The sequence below is a fragment of the Bifidobacterium sp. ESL0820 genome (genome assembly GCF_052606235.1).
In genome coordinates this window covers 1,553,520-1,574,480 of sequence record NZ_CP199594.1, presented here as the reverse complement: position 1 = coordinate 1,574,480, position 20,961 = coordinate 1,553,520, and the positions used below count along the sequence as shown (strand labels likewise).

Annotated in this window: 13 protein-coding genes; 9 read left to right on the top strand and 4 right to left on the bottom strand. The window is 58.5% G+C overall.

Annotated features, from left to right (window positions below; all coding sequences use genetic code 11):
• Window positions 1-7: 7 nt before the first annotated feature.
• From recF to ACUIAH_RS06165, 6 genes are all read left to right on the top strand, one after another.
• The gene (gene recF / locus ACUIAH_RS06190) at window positions 8-1,270 is read left to right on the top strand and encodes a DNA replication/repair protein RecF (RefSeq protein WP_445340696.1); all 1,263 of its coding nucleotides are present in this window, start codon (window positions 8-10) and stop codon (window positions 1,268-1,270) included.
• 8 nt (window positions 1,271-1,278) lie between these two features.
• Window positions 1,279-1,764: a DUF721 domain-containing protein gene (locus tag ACUIAH_RS06185; protein WP_396165886.1), complete on the top strand. Its 486-nt coding sequence runs from the start codon at window positions 1,279-1,281 to the stop codon at window positions 1,762-1,764.
• A 292-nt stretch (window positions 1,765-2,056) separates the two neighbouring features.
• Window positions 2,057-4,096: a DNA topoisomerase (ATP-hydrolyzing) subunit B gene (gyrB, locus tag ACUIAH_RS06180; protein ID WP_216476353.1), complete on the top strand. Its 2,040-nt coding sequence runs from the start codon at window positions 2,057-2,059 to the stop codon at window positions 4,094-4,096.
• Between the two features lie 43 nt (window positions 4,097-4,139).
• Entirely contained in the window at window positions 4,140-6,857 is a 2,718-nt protein-coding gene (gene gyrA, locus ACUIAH_RS06175; RefSeq protein ID WP_445340695.1) for a DNA gyrase subunit A, read from the top strand.
• 104 nt (window positions 6,858-6,961) lie between these two features.
• Window positions 6,962-7,561, top strand: coding sequence for a DUF3566 domain-containing protein (locus ACUIAH_RS06170; RefSeq protein ID WP_445340694.1), 600 nt, complete (start codon window positions 6,962-6,964; stop codon window positions 7,559-7,561).
• A gap of 58 nt (window positions 7,562-7,619) precedes the next feature.
• Window positions 7,620-8,732, top strand: a complete 1,113-nt coding sequence (locus ACUIAH_RS06165) for a VanZ family protein (protein WP_445340693.1) — start codon at window positions 7,620-7,622, stop codon at window positions 8,730-8,732.
• Here the strand turns inward: ACUIAH_RS06165 and ACUIAH_RS06160 are convergent.
• Window positions 8,702-9,631 carry a DMT family transporter gene (locus ACUIAH_RS06160; protein ID WP_445340692.1) on the bottom strand — a complete coding sequence of 310 codons (930 nt, stop codon included), beginning with the start codon at window positions 9,629-9,631 and terminating at the stop codon, window positions 8,702-8,704. The two genes, ACUIAH_RS06165 and ACUIAH_RS06160, sit on opposite strands and share 31 nt — an antisense overlap.
• A gap of 219 nt (window positions 9,632-9,850) precedes the next feature.
• On the opposite strand from ACUIAH_RS06160, the gene ACUIAH_RS06155 reads away from it, so the two are divergent.
• Both ACUIAH_RS06155 and ACUIAH_RS06150 read left to right on the top strand, forming a co-directional pair.
• A complete protein-coding gene (locus ACUIAH_RS06155) occupies window positions 9,851-10,561 on the top strand; it encodes a LytR/AlgR family response regulator transcription factor (RefSeq protein WP_045923744.1) in 711 nt (236 codons plus the stop codon).
• Window positions 10,558-11,925 (top strand): GHKL domain-containing protein, encoded by a 1,368-nt coding sequence (locus tag ACUIAH_RS06150; protein WP_445340691.1) that lies wholly within the window; start codon window positions 10,558-10,560, stop codon window positions 11,923-11,925. The genes ACUIAH_RS06155 and ACUIAH_RS06150 overlap by 4 nt, the downstream gene beginning before the upstream one ends.
• On the opposite strand, the gene ACUIAH_RS06145 is transcribed toward ACUIAH_RS06150, so the two are convergent.
• From ACUIAH_RS06145 to ACUIAH_RS06135, 3 genes are all read right to left on the bottom strand, one after another.
• On the bottom strand, window positions 11,889-12,938 hold the full coding sequence (locus ACUIAH_RS06145; RefSeq protein WP_045923746.1) for a glycosyltransferase family 2 protein: 1,050 nt from the start codon (window positions 12,936-12,938) through the stop codon (window positions 11,889-11,891). The two genes, ACUIAH_RS06150 and ACUIAH_RS06145, sit on opposite strands and share 37 nt — an antisense overlap.
• A gap of 175 nt (window positions 12,939-13,113) precedes the next feature.
• On the bottom strand, window positions 13,114-13,785 hold the full coding sequence (locus ACUIAH_RS06140) for a hypothetical protein (protein ID WP_445340690.1): 672 nt from the start codon (window positions 13,783-13,785) through the stop codon (window positions 13,114-13,116).
• On the bottom strand, window positions 13,778-16,207 hold the full coding sequence (locus ACUIAH_RS06135; RefSeq protein ID WP_445340689.1) for a glycoside hydrolase family 3 C-terminal domain-containing protein: 2,430 nt from the start codon (window positions 16,205-16,207) through the stop codon (window positions 13,778-13,780). The genes ACUIAH_RS06140 and ACUIAH_RS06135 overlap by 8 nt, the downstream gene beginning before the upstream one ends.
• A 794-nt stretch (window positions 16,208-17,001) precedes the next feature.
• Here ACUIAH_RS06135 and ACUIAH_RS06130 point away from each other — a divergent pair.
• The gene (locus ACUIAH_RS06130) at window positions 17,002-20,124 is read left to right on the top strand and encodes a glycoside hydrolase family 3 C-terminal domain-containing protein (protein ID WP_313841249.1); all 3,123 of its coding nucleotides are present in this window, start codon (window positions 17,002-17,004) and stop codon (window positions 20,122-20,124) included.
• Window positions 20,125-20,961: the final 837 nt, after the last annotated feature.

Below are 20,961 nucleotides of genomic sequence, written 5' to 3'. Positions count from 1 at the left end.
GATCGCCGTGCACATCTCCCGTCTGGTTCTGGATCACTTCCGTTCCTGGGAGCACTGCGTCCTCGATCTGGAGCCCGGAGTGACCATTCTGGAGGGGCGCAACGGTCTGGGCAAGACCAACCTGGTCGAGGCCATCGAAGTTCTGTCCACCGGCGGTAGCCATAGGACCTCATCCTCGCTGCCCCTGGTAGAGCGTGGGCAGTCCAAGGCCACTGTCAGGGCCAGGCTGGAGCAGGACGGGACTGCCACCGACTATGAGCTGACCATTGCCGCCAAGGGGGCCAACCGGGGAAGAATCAACGGCGGGCCTTCCCTCTATCAGCGTGACCTGGTAGGCCGGGTGCCCTGCGTGACCTTCAGCCCCGAGGATCAGCTGATGGTCTCAGGAGAGCCGGCAACCAGGCGGGCCGTGCTGGACCAGGCCGGCAGCCAGCTCGATGCTGACTATTTTCAGGTTCGGCAGGATTTTCGCCATGTGGCCAGGCAGCGCGCCGCCCTGCTCAAGCAGCTCTCCCAGGCGGGCCGCGACCCCTCGGGTGACGGGCGTGACGCAGCCCTGTCCGGCCTAGAGGTATGGACTGGGCAGTTTATTCGCACCGGGCTGGATCTGAGCCGACGACGGGCGGCTCTGGTAGAGGCTCTGGACCAGCCCTTCAGTGATCTGTATGGTCGGCTGGCAGGCCCTGATCAGGATGCTCGATTGACCTACCGGCCCTCCCTGGAGGAGATAGGACCCGATGGGCAGACCGGTTCCGAGGTCGCCGAAGCCGTCAGTCGTCACTTTCAGCGGATATACCCGGGAGAAGTGGCCCGGGGCACCAATCTGATCGGCCCCCAGCGCGATGATCTGGCCTTCACCCTCAACGGCATGCCTGCCAGGGAGTTCGCCTCCAACGGTGAGATGTGGACCCTGGCCCTGGCTCTGAGGCTGGCTCTGCTGCAGGTGGTCAAGGATCGTCGCGCCCTGGAGCCGATCGTCATTCTGGATGATGTCTTCGCCCAGTTGGATCGGGGCCGCAGGGATCAGATCCTGGACTTTGCCCGCCAGCAGGACCAGGTGCTGATCACTGTGGCCGCCGACAGCGATATCCCCTCCCTGCAGGGTGCCAGCTTGGTGGATGTGTCCAGGTTGAGGCCTGTGCAACCATCCGATCCGGCCGCTCAGGATCCGGCCATTGCCATTGCCATGCAGGATCTGCGTCGAACCAGAGGGACGGCTCATGACGACTCGGATACGAAGGATGGGCCAGAGGGGAACGACCTGTCATGAAGGCTCCCATGGTTGAGACCCTGCACCTGGACCAGCGTCGATTGCCGGCCCTGGTCTTCGAGGGTTGCACACGACGGGCGGCCACTCGTCGGCAGCGGGAGGACAACTCTCGTAAGGCCTGGTATGCATTCGGAAAGCCAGGCCGTGACCCAGCCAAACTGGGAGGAGTGGTGACCAGCCTGGCTGCCGGGAGCGGGTGGACCAGCCACCTGAAGGTGGCCCGGCTGCGCAACCAGTGGGACAGTGTGGTGGGCCCCGGCATCGCCGCCCATTCGAGAGTGGTCTCCTACCGGGAGGGCGTACTGATCATCCAGGCGCAGACCACAGTCTGGGCCACCCAGCTGACCTACCTGGTCCCCCAGCTCAAGGCGACCATTGTCAAGCGGCTGGGCATGCCGGTCAAGCAGATCCGGGTGACCGGCCCCCACAACTACAGCTTTCGCCGTTCACGGTTCGATCCGCCGGGCCGAGGCGTGCGCGACACCTACGGGTGAACCCATAATCTGCGGATACCGTCTTCCCAGCTTTCTGTCAGCCTAAAGTCCCCTAGCGCTGGTAATCTATAGGTTATAGGGTCAAACGCTTCCAAGGCCCCTTTATGGACGATTTGGAACCTGGTGACCATGACTCGATCCCCCGCTCGACCACGAACGGAAGCTGCTTTGTCGTCAGTGGGCGACCATGGGGGTGCAGAAAGGACTATCCGTGGCAGATCTCAACACTGACCCGTCCCGGACCCCGCAAGAGGGCCGGGAGCATGAGGAGGACAAGCCTCAGGATGACGGCATAACGGGCCAGGATCAGCTGGACGACGCGCAGCTGGATGACTCGCTCTCCCCCGAACACTATGACGCCAGCGATCTGAAAGTGCTGGAGGGGCTGGAGGCTGTTCGCGTCCGTCCCGGTATGTACATCGGTTCTACAGGTCCCAGGGGCCTGCATCATCTGGTCTACGAGATCGTCGACAACTCGGTCGACGAGGCCCTGGCCGGGTACGCTGACCACATTGAAGTCACCATCCTGCCCGACAACGGCATCCGGGTGGACGACAACGGCCGTGGCATACCTGTGGACGAGGTGCCGGGCGAGGGCAAGAGCGGCGTCGAGGTGGTCATGACCAAGCTGCATGCCGGCGGCAAGTTCGGCGGCGGCGGCTACGCGGTTTCAGGCGGCCTGCACGGCGTGGGCATATCCGTGGTGAACGCCCTGTCCACCCGGATCGACGTCCAGGTGCGCCGTCAGGGTTACCACTGGCATCAGAGCTTCCGCAATCAGAAGCCCACGGCTCCCCTATCCAAGGATCAGGCCATGGGGCCGGACGAGGGCACCGGCACCTCGGTGACCTTCTGGGCCGATCCCAAAATCTTCGAGACCACGGTCTACGACTTCGAGACCCTGCGCAGCCGTTTCCAGCAGATGGCCTTCCTCAACAAGGGCTTGAGAATCACTCTGACCGATCTGCGCCCCAACAACCAGGCCGGTGACGAGGTGGCGGGCGAGGAGCAGACCCCTGAGCAGAAGGGCCAATCCGTCAGCTACCAGTATGCCAACGGCATCAAGGACTATGTGGACTACCTGGTCAAGGTCAGGAAGGCCACGCCTGTGGAGGCCGAGGTCATCGACTTCGAGGCCGAGGACCTGAAGCTGGGCATCTCCGCCGAGGTGGCTATGCAGTGGACCACCGCCTACTCGGAGTCGGTCCACACTTTCGCCAACACCATCGCGACCACCGAGGGCGGCACCCACGAAGAGGGGTTCCGTGCAGCTCTGACCAGCATGATCAACCGCTACGCCCGGGACAAGAACATCCTCAAGGACAAGGATGACAACCTCTCGGGCGATGACGTGCGCGAGGGGTTGACCGCCGTGGTCTCCGTCAAGCTGACCAATCCGCAGTTCGAGGGCCAGACCAAGACCAAGCTGGGCAACTCCGAGGCCAAGACCTTCGTCCAGCGGGTCATGACCGAGAGGCTGAGCGACTGGTTCGACGCCCATCCCGGCGAGGCCAAGTCCATCATCCAGAAGGCCATGGAGGCCTCCCGGGCCAGGATCGCGGCCAAGAAGGCCCGCGAGAACACCCGTCGCAAGTCCATCTTCGAGACGGCCGGCATGCCCGACAAGCTCAAGGACTGCCAGTCCAGCGACCCCGAGGAGTGCGAGCTGTTCATCGTGGAGGGCGACTCCGCAGGCGGCTCGGCCATCCAGGGGCGCAACCCCATGACCCAGGCCATCCTGCCCCTGCGCGGCAAGATCCTCAACACGGAGCGGGCCAGTCTGGACCGCATGATGAAGTCCGACACCATCGAATCCCTGATCACGGCTGTGGGCGGCGGATACGGCGAGGACTTCAACATCGACAAGGTGCGCTATCACAAGGTCATCATCATGGCCGACGCCGATGTGGACGGCGCCCACATCGCCACCCTGAATCTGACCCTCTTCTTCCGCTACATGCGGCCCATGATCGAGGCTGGCTACGTCTACGTGGCCATGCCCCCGCTCTACCGGCTCAAGTGGACCAAGGGGCCCCACAGCTTCGTCTACACCGATGCCGAGCGCGACAGGGTCCTGGCCGAGGGCAAGGCCTCCGGCCGACAGCTGCCCAAGGGCGAAGGGATCCAGCGTTACAAGGGTCTGGGCGAGATGAGCTACCAGGAGCTCTGGGAGACCACCATGGATCCGGATCACCGCATCCTCAAGAAGATCCGCATCGACGACGCTGAGCAGGCCGACGAGACCTTCACCATGCTCATGGGCGACGAGGTCGAACCCCGGCGTCTGTTCATCCAACGCAACGCCCACGACGCCCGCTTCATCGACGCCTGAGACGGAAGCCTCCCCTTTTCACCATTTGAGCTAAGGATCGATTTTGGCAGACGATAACAACAATGACAACAGCCCGGACCAGGACGGCCTCAACCTGCCCGACGGGTCCCGCGAGCCGCTCAGCCCCCAGGAGATGGACAACACCGATTACGGCCTCCTTAAGGGCGAGCGGATTCAGCCCATCGACCTCCAGCAGGAGATGCGGGAATCCTACCTCTCCTACGCCCTGTCCGTGATCGTGGAGCGGGCCCTGCCCGATGTCCGCGATGGCATGAAGCCGGTCCACCGCAGGGTCATCTACGCCATGTACGACGGCGGATACCGGCCCGACCGCGGCTACAACAAGTGCTCGCGCGTGGTGGGCGATGTCATGGGCAAGTACCACCCCCACGGCGATGCAGCCATCTATGACACCATCGTGCGTCTGGCCCAGTCCTGGTCCATGCGCTACCCGCTGGTGGACGGCCAGGGCAACTTCGGCTCCCCCGGCGACGACCCGGCGGCCGCCATGAGGTACACCGAGTGCCGTATGGCCCCCCTGGCCATGGAGATGGTGCGCGACATCGACAAGGACACGGTTGATTTCATCCCCAACTACGACGGGAAAACCCAGGAGCCTACGGTTCTGCCCTCCCGCTTCCCCAACCTGCTGGTCAATGGATCAGCCGGCATCGCCGTGGGCATGGCCACCAACATCCCTCCGCACAACCTGCGCGAGGTATCCAAGGGCGTGCACTGGGCACTGGAGCATCCCGAGGCCTCCAAGGAGGAGCTGCTCAACGCCCTGATCGCCATCATCAAGGGACCGGACTTCCCTACCGGCGCCACCATTCTGGGTCACAAGGGCATCGAGCAGGCCTACCGGACCGGACGCGGCCTGATCACCATGCGGGCCGTGGTCAACACCGAGGAGATCCGCGGAAGGATGTGCCTGGTGGTCACCGAGCTGCCCTACCAGGTCAACCCCGACCGGCTGGCCTCCTCCATCCGCGAGGCGGTGCGCGACGGCAAGATCCAGGGCATCGCCGACATGCGCGATGAGACCTCGGGCCGTACCGGCCAGCGCCTGGTCCTGGTGCTCAAGCGTGATGCCGTGCCCAAGGTGGTCCTCAACAACCTTTACAAGCACACCCAGCTGCAGCAGACCTTCGGGGCCAACATGCTGGCCCTGGTGGACGGGGTCCCCAGGACCTTGAGTCTGGATGCCTTCATCCGTCACTGGGTGGACCACCAGCTGGATGTGGTCGAGCGGCGCACCCGCTATCTGAAGCGGGAGGCCGAGGATCGCGACCACATCCTGCAGGGGTATCTGAAGGCCCTGGACATGATCGACCAGGTCATCGCCCTGATCCGCGCCTCCAAGGACGTGGAGACGGCCCGCACTGGCCTGATGGAGCTGCTGGATGTGGACGAGGTCCAGGCCGATGCCATCCTGGCCATGCAGCTGCGCCGTCTGGCCGCCCTGGAACGGCAGAAGATCCTGGACGAGCATGAGGATCTCATGCGCAAGATCGCCGACTACAACGACATTCTGGCCCACCCCGAGCGCCAGCGCACCATCGTGGGCGACGAGCTGGACGAGATCGTCGACAAGTACGGCGACGAGCGGCGCACCCGGATTGTCCCATACTCGGGCGAGATGAACGTGGAGGACCTGATCGCTGATGAGCAGGTGGTGGTCACCGTCACCCACTCCGGCTTCGTCAAGCGGACCAAGGCCGACGAGTACCGGGCCCAGCACCGTGGCGGCAAGGGCATCCGCGGAGCCAGGCTGCGCGAGGACGACGTGGTGGACCACTTCTTCCTGACCAGCACCCACAACTGGCTGCTCTTCTTCACCAATAAGGGCCGGGTGTATCGGCTCAAGGCCTATGAGCTGCCTGAGGGTTCCCGCGACTCCAAGGGACAGCATGTGGCCAATCTGCTCCAGCTGGGCCCGGGCGAGCGGATCGAACAGGTCCTCTCCCTGCACGACTATGACGATGCCGACTATCTGGTCCTGGCCACCCGGACCGGACGGGTCAAGAAGACCCGCCTGACCGAGTATGATTCGCCCCGCCAGGGCGGCCTGATCGCCGTGCGGCTGATGGAGCTGGGCACCGTCACCGACGAGGACGGGCAAGAGGTGCCCCAGAGTGACGAGCTGGTGGGTGCCGCCCTCTGCAATGCCGACGATGAGATCATCCTGGTCTCCCGCAAGGGCATGAGCGTGCGCTTCCCGGCCGACGACTCCACCCTGCGGCCCATGGGACGGCAGACCGCCGGCGTCCAAGGCATGCGGTTCCGCCCCGGCGATGAACTGCTGAGCATGGACGTGATCGCCAAGGAGTCCGGGAATGATCTGCTGGTGGTCACCGATGAAGGCTTTGCCAAGCGGACTGCCCTGAGCGAGTACCGCCTGCAGGGCCGCAACGGCTACGGCGTTAAGGCCATTGCCATGGTGGAGGGCCGGGGATCCCTGGTCGGCGCCCTGGTGGTGAACGAGGACGATCAGATCATGGCCATCATGAAGTCCGGCAAGGTCATCCGCTCCGATGTGGCCGAGGTCAAGCGGACCGGCCGCAACACCCAGGGAGTCACTCTGGCCAAGCCCGATAAGGGCGATGAGATCCTCTCCATCGCCCGCAATGCCGAGCGTGACGACCAGGAGGAGAATGGCGGTCAGGCTGACGTGGCTCCTGCCGCTCCCCTGGCGGCCAAGGATCAGCCCATCGCCACCACCGGAACCGGCGACGGCCAAGGTCTGGCCCAAGAGGACTGAGCAGGTCCGCTACCAGTCTGACAAGACTGGTAGCCTCGTAAGAAGTCGTCCAGGTCCTGCGGCGGTATGCGCGGACTGGTGAATGCAAGGATCAAGGAGTGCCGATGAGCCAGGATGATCAGAAGCAGGCCAAGGCCGGTACCGGTAAGAAGGGTACAGAAAAGCCCAAAACCGGCAAGACCAAGGCTGATGAATCCCAAAAGGGCGAGTCCCGCCGACCCTCATCGGACACTCCCCCGGCTTCTGCTGCCGGCAGGACGGCATCAGGGCGTTCCGCAAGAACCACAGCTTCTGCTGCCAGTCCGGTCAAGGCCCCTTCGACGACGCGTCCTCACGTGCCTCGGGCCCGGCGCATGCAGCTGTCCTTGACCCGGCTGGAACCTTGGTCGGTGGCCAAGGTCACCTTCCTGCTATCCATTGCCGGGGCCATCATTCAGGTGGTGGCCGCCGCCCTGCTCTGGATTCTGCTCAACGCTATGGGGCTCTTTGACAACCTGACCCAGGTCATCTCCAAGACAGGCCTGGATGCGGGTGGTTTCGACCTGGGTCAGGTGCTGAGCTTGGGGACGGTCCTGAGCTCGGTGACTATTTTCTCTATCTTCGAGATCGTCATAGTAGTGGCTCTGGTCACCATTTTCGCCTTTCTCTACAACCTGGTCAGCTCCCTGGTTGGCGGCATCCACGTAACCTTGGGCGACGACTGAGCTCTTCGTCGGCGCAGTCAATCGGCCGATAGACTTAAGCGCGATTTAGACTGGAATTGTGCTCTCGACATACCTGGACTACTTCAGCGGCTCCTTCGGCATATCTCTGGTCTTTTGGCCCCTGGCCTCGCTGATCCTGACCCTGCCCATTCTTGCCCTGATCTACAACCGCTATCACCGGCTCCGGCTGACAGCAGCCATGGCGGCCTACCTGACCGTCTTATACCTGCTGGCCTTGGTCTTCTTCACCCTCTGGCCCATGCCCGACGACCGTGCCGCCTTCTGCGCCACCCATCATCTGACCCCCCAGCTCAACCCCCTGCAGTTCCTGACCGACCTGAGCACAGGCGGCCGGATGGCCATGTTGCAGATCCTGCTCAATGTGGCCTTCTTCCTGCCCCTGGGCTTCATCATGGGGCGGGTCTTCCGCTGGCGCTTCATCCTGGCCTTGCCGGTTGCCTTCCTGGTCTCCCTCTTCATCGAAACGGCCCAGCTGACCGGGGTGTTCGGCATCGTGGGCTGCGCCTACCGTCTCTTCGACGTGGACGACCTGATTTGGAATACATCAGGCGCTCTGATCGGCTACCTGGTGGCCATGGCGGCCAACAAGCTCGTTCCCACTCGTCAGGCTGACGCTGCCCAGCTGGTCACCAATCCCGGGTTCATACACCGTGCCGTCTCCCTGGCTCTGGATCTGCTTCTGGCCACCATTCTGTCCCTGTCTCTGGGGATGGGCGTGACCTATGCGATCCATCGCCTGGGCACCTATCAGCTGGATGGTCACTACCGCTTTGGCGGATTGCTGATCGCCCCATCCGCTCTGGATGTGTTCGGGATCCTGGTTGATCTTGCCATGCTGCTGATCTTTGAACTGCTCATACCCCTGCCCCGCCGGGGACGGACGCTGGGCGCCACCTTCACCCACATGACCGTCGAAACCAAGCAGCGGCATGGCTGGTCCCGCTTCCTCTTCTATCTGTTCCGGACCGCAGTCATCCTGGCCGTCTTCGGCCCCTGGACCGGCAAGGTTCAGACAGCGACGCGCATCCTGGCCCTGCTCCTGCTGGTCTTCTACCTGATCAAACGGCAGATGCCCTACGACCTCTTGCCCGGAACAGCCTACCGGGAGGATCCGGCTGCTCAGGAATCCCTCGACAGTCGGCGGGGGTGAAGCCTGACCTCGGACAGGATGATGGCGGCGAAGATGATGGCGAAGCCCAGCAGATGGGTGGCCGTCAGCTCCTCGTGCAGGACCAGGACCGAGACCAGCATGCCGAACAGGCTCTCCGAGCACAGGATCAGCGAGCCCTGGGCGGCGGGGACCCTGGAGAAGGCGATGTTCTGAAAGTTCTGGGCCATCAGGGTCGAGATCAGCGTCAGATAAATCATGGAGCCCATGGTCGAGGGCGTGAAGTCGGCCGCAGTGGGCAAGGGATCGAAGATCAGCGCGCAGACCAGGAAGAGAATGCCGCCGAAGAGCAGCTCCAGGTAGGTCAGCGTGGGGGCATCGAACTTCTTGGTCAGGAAACCGGTGATCACCAGGTTGACCCCGTAGAGCAGGGCGCCGGCCAGGGTCAGCAGGTCGCCGGTGCTCAGAGCCAGCCCCTGTCCCCCGCCCTGGGCCGGCAGCGAGATCAGAGCCACGCCCAGGATGCAGATGGCGGCCGCGACGAAGTGCCGCAGGGCCGGCCGTCGGCGGGCCATGATCCAGACCAGGAAGGGCACAAAGATGCAGTAGGTGGCCGTCAGGAAGGAGTTCCGGCCCGGAGCGATGGTGGTCAGCCCCATCATCTGCAGGCTGAAGGCCGCCCAGTAACTGACTCCCAGGATCAGTCCCGGCACCAGGGTATGTATGGCCCCGGTTCTGCGCAGCCTGGGCAGCAAAAAGGGTGTCATGATCACGATGGCGCAGAGGATGCGAATGCCCATCAGCCAGCGCACGGTCAGGGTCTCCATGGCAACCTTTTCGAAGGTGTATCCGGCTCCCCAGGCGGCCGCAGCCATCAGCAGCATCAGGCGGGCCAGCCAGGTGGAGGGTTTCCAGGACGAAGAGGGTGCGAAGGTAGACATGTTTCGACTCTAATCGTTCCCGCCCACAAGTGAGAATAGATTCGCAGCGTAAAACCGAGTGGTTCAAACTTGTTTGCTTTTTCCAAACCAACCCCTCTTTGCCAGCGTTCGGCTTCAGGCAAGCGGGGTCTGCCATGCGGACATCTCCGATATTATTGAAGAACGGTGATAACGGCGGCCATGGGTCCTTGGCCGACGGGGTAAGGAGTGTGTGCCAGGATGATCAGAATCGCAGTGGTGGATGATGATTCCATCAGCTGTCGGACCATGGTCAATTACCTGAGCCGCTACCGCAAGGAACGTCAGGAAGAACTGACGGTCAGCGTCTTCACCGATGGCAAGGCTTTTGCGGATGGCTATCGACCCGTCTATGACATCCTCCTTCTGGACATTCAGATGACCCCCATGGACGGAATCGAAGTGGCCCGCAGGGTAAGAGCCCGTGACGAGTCGGTGGTCATCGTTTTCATCACCTCCGCCCCCCAGTACGCCATCAACGGCTATGAGGTGGGCGCTCTCTCATATCTGCTCAAGCCCCTGCCCTGGTTCGCCTTCTCCCAGGAGCTGGACCGATCCATCGCCCAGGTGCGCGGCCGCGTGGACCTGTCCATCCTGATCACCGAGGGTGCCCGATCCACCAGGATCCCCCTCAAAGACATCGTCTTCATCGAATCCGTCCGCCACAGCAGCGTCATCCACACCTTGGATTCCTCATTGACCACGAACAGCACGCTGAAAAGCCTGGAGGGCCAGCTGGACCAGCGGGGATTCTTCCGCTCCAACTCCTGTTACCTGGTCAACCTAGCCCATGTGACGGGCATGGAGGACCAGGACTGCATCATGTCTACCGGCCAGCGGCTGCGGGTCAGCCGACCCCGCAAGAAGGCCTTCATGACGGCTCTGACCGCCTACGTGGCAGGTCGGCCATGACCAGCACCCACATCCTCAATGCCCTGCCCGACATCCCCCGGCTCTATACAGCCATCAGCGAGTGGCTGGGTTGCCTGGTCTATCTATTGGCTATTGGCGCAAGGACCTCACGCCTAAGAATGGTGGCTGTGCTTCTGCCCGGTCTGGCTGTGCTCATCGGGGTCCAATATTGGGCCGGCACCCTGCCTATCGCCTTCTGGATCATCAGCATGTGCCTGGCCGTGGCCTGCATGTATGCCATCATCATGCTGGCTTCGGGGTTGAGGGCGCTGCACGGGGCTTATCTGCTGGCCCGTGCCTTCGTTCTGGCCGAGCTGGTTGCCTCCCTGCACTGGCAGCTGGACTCCTTCATGCGTCCTTCCAGCCACAGCCTGTACGACCCGGCCTCATTGATCCTGCTGGTGCTGATCTACGGGGGCGTAGGACTGCTGGCCTGGGTGGCGGAACGGCGCAACTTCGCCGATGCCCAGCCTTCTGTGCCAGGACGCAGCGTCTTCATAGCCGCGGTCATCGCTGTGGTTACCTTCGCCATGTCCAACCTGAGTTTCGTTTCCACCAACACCCCCTTCTCCGGTCGGGTCGGCCTGGAGGTCTTCTACATCCGCACTCTGGTGGATCTGTGCGGCTTCGCCATGCTCTACGCCCAGCAGGAACAGCTGCGGGAGAGCCATACCAGCGCCGAGCTGGCCTCCATCAACGCCCGGGCTTACAGCCAGCATCGGGAGTACATGCGGTCCAAGGAAAATCTGGAGGCCATGGGCAGGCTCGCCCACGACCTCAAGCATCAGATCGCCGCCCTGCGCTCGCAGATGGACCCTGAGCGCAAGTCCCAGGATTTCGAGGAGCTGGAGGCTGCAGTCGGGCGGTACGGGTCGCAGCAGCACACCGGCAACCCCATCCTGGACGTGGTCATGTCAACCAAGGAGCGCATATGCTCCGAAGAGGGGATCACCCTGACCATGGTGGCCGACGGCTCCCTCTTGGAGGGGATGTCGCCCATGGATGTCTCCACCCTCTTCGGCAACGCCTTGGACAATGCCATTGAGGCTTTGAGGAAGGTTGAGGACTCAGACCGCCGCCTGATCAAGGTGGCCCTGTACGCACGGGGACAATTCGTGGTGATCCGCATTGAAAACTATTTTGTATCGCCCCTGAATTGGAAGGGCAACGGCGAGCTGGCCACCACCAAGACCAGAACTGAGGATGGCCTGCATGGCTACGGAGTCAAGTCCATCCGGCACATAGCCCACCGCTACCAGGGCGAGATGACCCTGCGGACCGAGCATCACTGGTTCAGCCTCTGTGTGCTCCTGCCGCGGGTGGGCGATCAGTTGAAGCCCATGGCGGCCTCGGCGGCCTTGTAACCCAGGCGAATGGCCAAGCGGCCCGGCCTGCCCGGCATGTTGATCATCCGGCAGAGCAGGGTGGAGCGCACGTCGGAGGCGATGACGGGGGAGCGGTGCTCCAGCCTTCGCCAGAGCATGTCCTTGTTTCGGTAGTTGCTGGGCTTGCGTGAAAGAATCAGAAAGACCGAGGTCACCACGCAGTTAATGGACAGATAGTGGATCATATAACGATAAAGTCCACGGGGAACCGTCCCCGGGTCAGGCGTGGAATCCGCCATGAGCCCGTTGACCAGCAGCAGTTGCGAGACCCGGGCGATCATGATCGAGGTCTGTACCGACTGGCCCTGGCGGCCGGTGTGATAGCGGTAGAAATTCGTGTCCAGGTAGAGCAGGGTGTGCACCCAGGGCAGGGGCTGATAGGAGTAGATGAAGTCCACATAATAGGTGTGCTCGGGCAGATGGGTGTGGGCCTGGCGGAGCACCTCGGTGCGCAGGATCAGGGCATGCATGATCATGTACTGGGCCAGCCCGAACCGCCGCAGATGGTTCCAGTCCAGCACCCGTCCAGGGTCCATGACGCTGCGGAAGTTGATGACCCGCTTATGTCTGCGGCCTTCCTTTTCGTAGACGTAGTTGGTGACCACCATGTCCACCGGATTCGTACGTTGTGACTGGTCGCGCAGTTGGTCCAAGACCAGACTCAAGGAGGTCGGGTCCACCCAGTCGTCGGCATCGACCACCTTGACATAGCGGCCCCGGGCGGCTGCCAGGCCGGTGTTGACCGCGCCGCCGTGGCCCTTGTTGGTCTGGCTGATCAGTCGGACAGTGTGCGGATGGCGTGCCTGATATGACTGCACTACCTGCGCTGTGGCATCGGTGGATCCGTCATCGACCACGATGACCTCCAGGTCCTCCCCCTCCCGGCTCAGGAGCGAATCCAGGCAGGTCGGCAGATGCTGGGCCATGTTGTAGGCGGGGACGATGAAGGTAAGAACGGGCGGGCTCGTAGAGGCCGGTCGGTCAGCTGTCATGAACGATCACTTCGCAAAAGAATGGGTCGGCGGGTATGTCGGCGGGGTTGCCGTAATCCCGTCGGCGGCCGTTGTATGCGACCACTGTACATGATGGGTTTGAGGAAAAGGCCCCGCACCTCTGGCTGCCGATGCATGCCGGTTCATTGGCGGCCGGGGGAGTGGGGCCGGAATTTTACTGGGCGCTCGCCTCGGATTCGGTGGGCTCCTGACGGAAGATGACCTTGAAGATGGGGAAGAAGACCCAGAAGGAGATGGCCGAGTTGATGATCATGGTGACCAGATCAGCAATGGTGGTCCCCAGGCTGCCCCAGTTCAGGGTGTGCTGGAAGAAGCCGTAGATGGGGTCCTTGTACCAGCCCTGAAGCGCCGCCGCGATGATGGTGATGATCACGTAGGCCACCAGGTACCAGAAGGCCGCTTTCCAGACCGAGGAGTTGGACTTGAAGGTGATGTTGCGCTGGAGGAAGAAGTTGATGATCTGGGCGATCAGCAGGGTGATTTCCACCGCAAGGAAGTAGGCCAGGCCGCCCCCGCCGCCGTGGCCGATGGACCCGGCCGCGTAGTCGAACAGGTAGTAGGGCTTGCCGCCGACGGTCCCCATGCGCCAGATCTGGAAGTTGGTGCCCACCAGGGAGGTGCCGTTGAAGATGGCCTTGAGCACGGGCATGAGCACCAGCTGCAGGACGGTGACTCCGTTGGACAGGATGAAGAAGACGATGAACTGGGCCAGGGTGGTGTGTCGGTCGCTGAACCGCCGCCACCAGCGCACGATCGCCCACTGTGAGGTTGTCGTCGCTTTCCCCTGGGCCGGCTGTCCGGCCTGCTGGCTGTGCTGATCACTCATGATTGAGCTCCTTTCCGGTCCTGCGGTTGGCGGACATGTTCCTGAAGAATCCGGCGATGAATCCGCCCAGCCCCCTCCATAGGTGGCCGTTGGGGATGCGGACGATGGCTTCGACCATGGCCGTGTCAATCAGCCCGTTGGTCATCTTGGCCATGGCCCTGGGAGGCATGTTGAGCAGGAAGAGGGTGTTCAGGTCGGGGTTGCCGGTCTTGGCCTCGTGGCGGTTCTCGCTCTTGGCTAGGAAGTTGGCCACGAACCTGGCCAGGGCGCTTCTTGAGTCCTTCCAGGACGAGAGCGGATCATTGGCGCCGAAGGTGCTGACAGCGCCCTGTCGGACCACCGGGTGGCCGAAGAGCGCTGTCACAGCGGCATCGTCGACTTCCTTGACCCGGCCGGTCAGGTAGGCGCCCAAGGCAGGGTCGGGACTCTGTGGATCGACGGTGCCCTGGACGCTCAGGTGCCCGCTCAGCTCCATCTTGCGTGCGTCGGATCCGATCATGATGGTCCAGTCGCCGGACTCGACCTGCCAGGAGTTGCTGGCCGTATCGAAGTGCCGGAAGGTCGTCTGGTCGAAGTCGATGCGGACCTGGGTTGACTGGCCGGCCTCCAGGCTGACCTTTTTGAAGCCCTTCAGTTCGCGGACTGGCCTGAGCACGCCACCCTTGGGCGCCTGGACGTAGAGCTGGGGAACAGTGGCCCCCTGCCTGTCTGAGTCGTTGGTCAGGGTGAAGGTGACTCCCTTGTCGTCCACGGTCAGATCGGCGTAGGCGAAGTGTGCATAAGACAGGCCGTATCCGAAGGGGAAGCGTTCCTCCACGTCGGCGGTCAGGTAGTAACGGTAGCCGACGAAGGGGCCCTCCCGGTAGATGGACTCGTGCGCGGGGTCGGGGTACCAGTCGGCGCTGGGGCAGTCGGCATAGGACTTGGGCCAGGTTTCCGCCAGGTGGCCGGAGGGGTTGACCCGGCCGGTCAGGATGTTCAGGGTGGCTGATGCTCCAGCCTGTCCGGACAGTCCTATGTAGAGGACGGCATCGCACTGGTCGATCCAGTCGGTGGTGACGGGGGAGCCCGCCACCAGGACGACCACCAGGGGCTTGTCCGTCGCACCCAGCGCCTTGATCAGGTCGACCTGGTTGCTGGGAATGTCCATGTGGGAACGGTCCAGACCCTCGGATTCACTGCGCTCATCCAGGCCCACGCAGGCGACAATCACGTCAGCCTGGCCAGCCGCAGCCACAGCCTGGTCGATCAAAGACCGGTTCTTCTCGCCATGGCGTTCGTAGCCCTGACTGTAGGAGGCCAGCTCCAGCCCGTCGCTGTTGCCCTGCCTGAGCAGGTCCAGCATGCTCTCCTGCTTGGCTGCGTTGACCTTTGAGGATCCGGATCCTTGGAACCTTGCGGTTTTGGCCATATCCCCGACCAGGGCGACCCGGGTGCCGGCGGCCAGTGGCAGGCGTCCCTCCCGGTTGACCAGAAGGACGGCGGATCCCTCGGCGATGCTCCTTGCCACCTGATGATGGTCCCGTATCTGGTCTGCGGTCAGGTTCCCATCGGGGTCCATGTCAGAGTGGTAGGTCAGCTTGGCCAGCCGTGCCACCTCTTCGGCCCGGGCGTTCAGGTCGGCTTCGTCCAGACGGCCCTCCTGCACGGCCTTGGCGACCTGTCGGACGGAGTCATATCCGGCCTGGGGCATTTCCAGGGAGGAGCCATTGGCGGCTGCGGCGACCGCGCTGTTGGAGCCGCCCCAATCCGAGACCACCATGCCGTCGAAGCCCCACTCTTTGCGCAGGATGTCCTTGAGCAGGTGGGGATTCTCGTTGGCATAGGTGCCGTTGACCATGTTGTATGAGGTCATGATGGCCCAGGGGTGGGCCTGGCGCACAGCAATCTCGAATCCGGTCAGATAGAGTTCGCGCATGGTGCGCTCGTCCACCACGGAGTCGGATGCCTGGCGGCGCAGCTCCTGGCTGTTCATGGCGAAATGCTTGGGGGTGGCGGCCACGCCCTGGGACTGGATGCCCTCGATCAGGCCTGCAGCCATGTGACCGGCCACCTGGGGGTCTTCGGAATAGTATTCAAAGTTTCTGCCGCACAGGGGATTGCGCTTGATGTTCATGCCCGGACCCAGGACCATGTTGACGCCCAGGCTCCTGGCCTCGTTGCCCAGCGCCTGGCCCATGGTTTTGGCCAACTCCGGGTCCCATGAGCAGGCCACCGTGCCGGCTGTGGGGAAGCAGGTGGCGGGCTTGGACTTGCCCATGCCCAGGTTGTCCCCTGATCCGGTCTGGCGGCGCAGACCGTGCGGTCCGTCGCTCAGGACCATGCTCGGGATGCCCGCCCTCTTCAAGGCACGGGTCGCCCAGGTGGATTTTCCGGAGAGCAGCGATGCCCGTTCCAGAACTGTCAGATCCTTGACTTCCATAGTGTTCCCTCTCCATGACGTGAGTTGATTCTGTGGTGAGAACTCTTATTGTTTTCACGATTAGCCTTCAGTTAGCCGCCGAGATTCATTATTCATAAATTGTCGAGTTTTGTTTGGCCTGATTGCATAACTTGTCGTTTTCTTATCATGAATGATCATTTCCCTTTTCGACAGAGGTGTTAATCTGCTTTTTGATGAGTCATGCACAGCTCTGTCTGGTAGAGAAACGGGTTAACATAGAGAGAAGATACTAGCTTTAATATCTCAGTCTCCCCGTAGTGTGAGGGATCTGTTTAGTATTCTCAATCTCACAAGAGAAGCAGTTATTCTTTATTTCACCAGAGCTATCTGCCCTAACGTTTAGCTTCATTGACAATGAGTCAGCCAATTTCTTTTTAAAATCAATAATTAGATTTTTATTTCTATAGGCCTAAAAACACAGTCTTCTGATAGTATAGCGAATCATATTTGTTGACAAATGCCTACGAATTTCCATGTTTATCTAATTGTGTAGAACTTCAAACCATGTCAATAGCTAAATCATTCGCAAGGCAAGGACTTATATTAAGACAATCAGTTTATTCAACTTGGTTGGCATTTCTGGAGATGACAATTTATGCCAAGAAAGTGACAGCTTATGTACTTGTGTCTCTTAAGACAGCATTTTCTTGCATATCCTAAGCATGACTTTGCCAGCAGAATGGGAAGTAAGAGGGCAGTCTAGGCACAGCATGTCTATTCCTAGACTGTCAGCTAAATGCTCAAAGTGTCAATGGCGAGGCTAAGGAGAAAAGTTGGAAAAGAAAAATCCAGAGAAATTGAAAATGAGTGGAAAAGTTTTCAGACGAATTTGGGTAACAGTTATAGTAATTCTTCTTGCTATCGCTGTAGCCCTTACTGTGGCAGGAAATTCGTTTGCCAGTGTTCTGGATAGCTTTTTGGGTGGCGGTCAGCTAACTGTTAATAAAGCTTCCGGTACTGACAATTGGAATGCAAATTATTATGAAAAATCAACGAAATCAATGCAAGAAGCAAAGCAAAGGAGCTACAAGGTTTCTGAAGCCATCACCGATGAGGGTATGGTTCTGTTGAAGAATGACGGTACTCTTCCGCTAAAAGCTGGCAGTTCGGTGACCCCTCTTGGCTATGGATATCTTCATGCCGCATATTCTGGCAGTGGTGCCGCTGCCACCAGTGATAAAGATATTCTGACAACAGAAAAAGGACTCAGCAATTATTTCAAGATCAATACTGCATCAGTAGATGTAATGAAAGGAGCGAAAGCTAAGTCTCCAAAGGCCGCTCCAGGCACTCCGGCTCTTGACGCGGACAAGAATTCAGTTCAAGCAATTTTGGACAAGGGTAAGGTAACTCAACTACCTGAGTACAATCCGAGCATTTATGATTCAATAGCTGACAAAGTCAAGGATACAACTGGCATTGTCTATATTAAGCGTGAAGGCTCTGAAGGTATTGATAAGCGCACTCAACCTTATAGTGATGGGACCGCTCATTACCTTGCTTTGACTACTGCCGAAAAAAATACGATAAAGTTCGCCAAAGAACACTGCTCGTCGGTTGTTGTAGTGTTGAATACGGCAAATCCAGTAGAATTATCTCCTCTTATGTCCGGACAATTCGAGGCTAACGCTATCGTCTGGGCTGGCATTACTGGGTCGCGCGGTTTTGACTCTTTAGGAAGAATTCTTTGCGGGAAAGTGAATCCTTCTGGGCGTCTCACTGATACGTACGCTTCTGATTTTACAAAAGATCCCACTTTTGCAAACTTCGGTGAATACCATTACACCAATTCGAAAGTAACTGACCAATCCGTCTTGGCTGAGATTATGCCAGGTACCGGAAGAGGCACGATAAATCGCCCATTCGTTGAGTATGAAGAGGGTATCTATTTTGGTTACCGCTACTATGAGACGGCCGCCATTGAAGATCCTTCTTTTGTATACGGACAGCTTGATGGCAAGGGGGGCCTTGCCGAGAGTGGAGCCGTGGCTTATCCTTTCGGATACGGACTAAGTTATACATCATTTCAGCAGAAATTGAATAAAGTTGAGACAAATAAAGGCAAAGTCGTCGCAACCGTGGAAATCAAGAATATAGGGAAAGTACCTGGAAAAGATACAGTCCAGCTCTACTACACTTCTCCATATACTAGTTACGATAGAGAAAATCACGTAGAAAAATCAGCCACAGAGCTGGGTGCCTTTGCCAAGTCTAAGCTTCTGGCACCAGGGGCGTCCCAGACTCTTAAGTTGAATTTTTATAAAGATGATATGGCTTCTTATGACTACCATCATCAGAATAGGAACGGTACTACAGGGGCATATGTCCTGGAGGCTGGGGACTATGCTATTCAGTTGAAGAATAATTCGCATGATGTGATTGATACCGTTCATCTCACCGTAGATTCCACACACTTCTTTGAAGGGACTGATCTGCGTCAGTCAGATAAGGATGCACAGTCAGCAATTAATGCCAAAGGTGAGCCTACTGGTAAGCCGGACATGGGTAGAAAGTATGTAGCTCCTAGCAACGTCTTTAAGACCATGAACAGCTATATGGATAACCCGCAAATCACTCAACTATCGCGGAGTGATTGGAAAGGGACATTCCCAACTACTCCAGTCAACCGGAAAGAGGCAGCACCGCAGGTCGCTTTGGATGAGTTTAAGTGGTTTGACAATTTTGATCCTAAAACTGATAAAATCCTAGGAAATGTCCCTTCAAGTAAGGTTTATCAAAGTAAACAACCCAAGTCCAATGCGAAGCACGATATGGCTTTGATCGATTTGCGCGGGGAGAACTACGATAGCCGGAAATGGGACCAGTTGTTAGATCAAATTGATTGGAAAGGTGATGAAAAGGGCATAAAGGATGTTCTATACAAGGCTGCGTATCAAACTGCTGCCATTCCATCAATCGACAAGCCTGCGACAGTCGACAAGGATGGTCCGACGGGCTGGAGCATCAAAGGAGCCAGTGCTTGGGGGGGTGCGAATCTCATAGCATCTTCATGGAATGTTGACCTACTCAAGCAAATGGGTGAAGCGATTGGTGAGGAAGGGCTTCAGGCTGGTTTGACCGGCTGGTACGGTCCGGGTGTAAACATGCACCGTTCTCCTTTCTCCGGCCGTGTTTATGAATTCTATTCTGAAGATGGCCTGCTCTCTGGCAAACTTGCAGCTGCTTCAATCAGTGGTGCTGGCGATAAAGGCCTATTCAGTTGCCTTAAGCATTTCGCGCTTAATGATCAGGAAACGTTCCGTGATATGTACTTGGCAACATGGGCCAATGAGCAAGCTACACGAGAAATTTATCTCAGGCCTTTCGAAATAGCCGTGGAACAAGCACGCAGCACACTAAAGTACATTTCCGATAATAAAGGGACTATGTCAAAAAAGGTAATTCGCTCGGATACCGGAATGATGTCATCGCAAAACAGTATTGGCGGCATCATGGGTTTTGCTCATCAGGGTCTGCTTGAGAATGTGCTACGTAACGAATGGAATTTCCGAGGGTCAGTCATTACGGATCTCTATCCAACTAGGCAGCTTGAATTCCGTGATATGACTATTAGATCGGGTAATGATATGTACATGAGTCAGCTGGACGGAAATGCAACTGACTATGAAAGTCCAACTGCTCGTATGGCGATGAGGAATGCACTGCACAATGTGGCATATACAGTAGTGAATTCCAACGCGATGAATGGTATTACACCGAAGTCAAGATTATCTTACTCTATGAGCCCATGGAAGAAATTGCTCTACGGCATTGATGTGGTAATAGTAATAGTGGCTGCTCTTATCGGTTTTTGGATAATTCGGCGTAAGCGCAGCGAAACGGCTCACCCTGAGCTCTATCGGAAATCAAAAGTACGGAAGAGCACTCAAGCTTGAGAGAACACTCGTTTGAGTCTGTAGTGTAAAAAATATTACGAGTAGACTGACGAAGTCGGTTTGTGGCAAACTGTGGTAACGCGGCTTGCCACAAACCGAATTTTGCAATAATTTCATATTTTGAGCATGAGAGTCACATTGCAGATGAGTGTTTTTCTATATCGTAATTTTGATAGTGTAGAATAAATTCAGCGGTGCTAATATTCGTTTTATTCGATTTGCTTATTCAAGAAGTCTATAAGAAACTGGTTGTTAGCATACACATGGGAGGCTTCTCGATAAAAAGCACTCCGTCTACTGTTGTAGCGTGTACTGAACGTGTTTATCTGATCATGATTGTTTCGTTAACGAGAGCAACGATGATATAATTAATTTTATTTTAATTGAACAGTATTTTTGGAGACCGAGGGTTCACCGCACTTGATCCGAGTGCGCAGAGGAGCAAGTCGGTTTTGTTATCAGTGATGCACATTTACTTTCTGACCATTTACCCTGACACAAAATGACCATGTTTGTAAAAGTAATCTCAGCCTTGGTTATTGCCCATGTCAGGTCTAAAAGAACTGTTGATCCCGCATCTTCAACGAATGGAATTTGTGGTGCTGTATCGGGGGAGTTGATTTTTATTGATTGCCGGAAATGGCATTTGCGGGTGGTAGTGGACATGCCTACTGTTGCATGTTGTGCACAGTCCGGTCGATGCTGTCAAAATATGCTAGTAACTTGCTAAAGTCTACGGCATCGCGTTCGACCTGTTTTGTTTACGCCGCTTACCTAGCCGACAGTCGTGCCTTTCATAGATGATAAATCTTGCGAGACGGTTGCTACGATCAGATA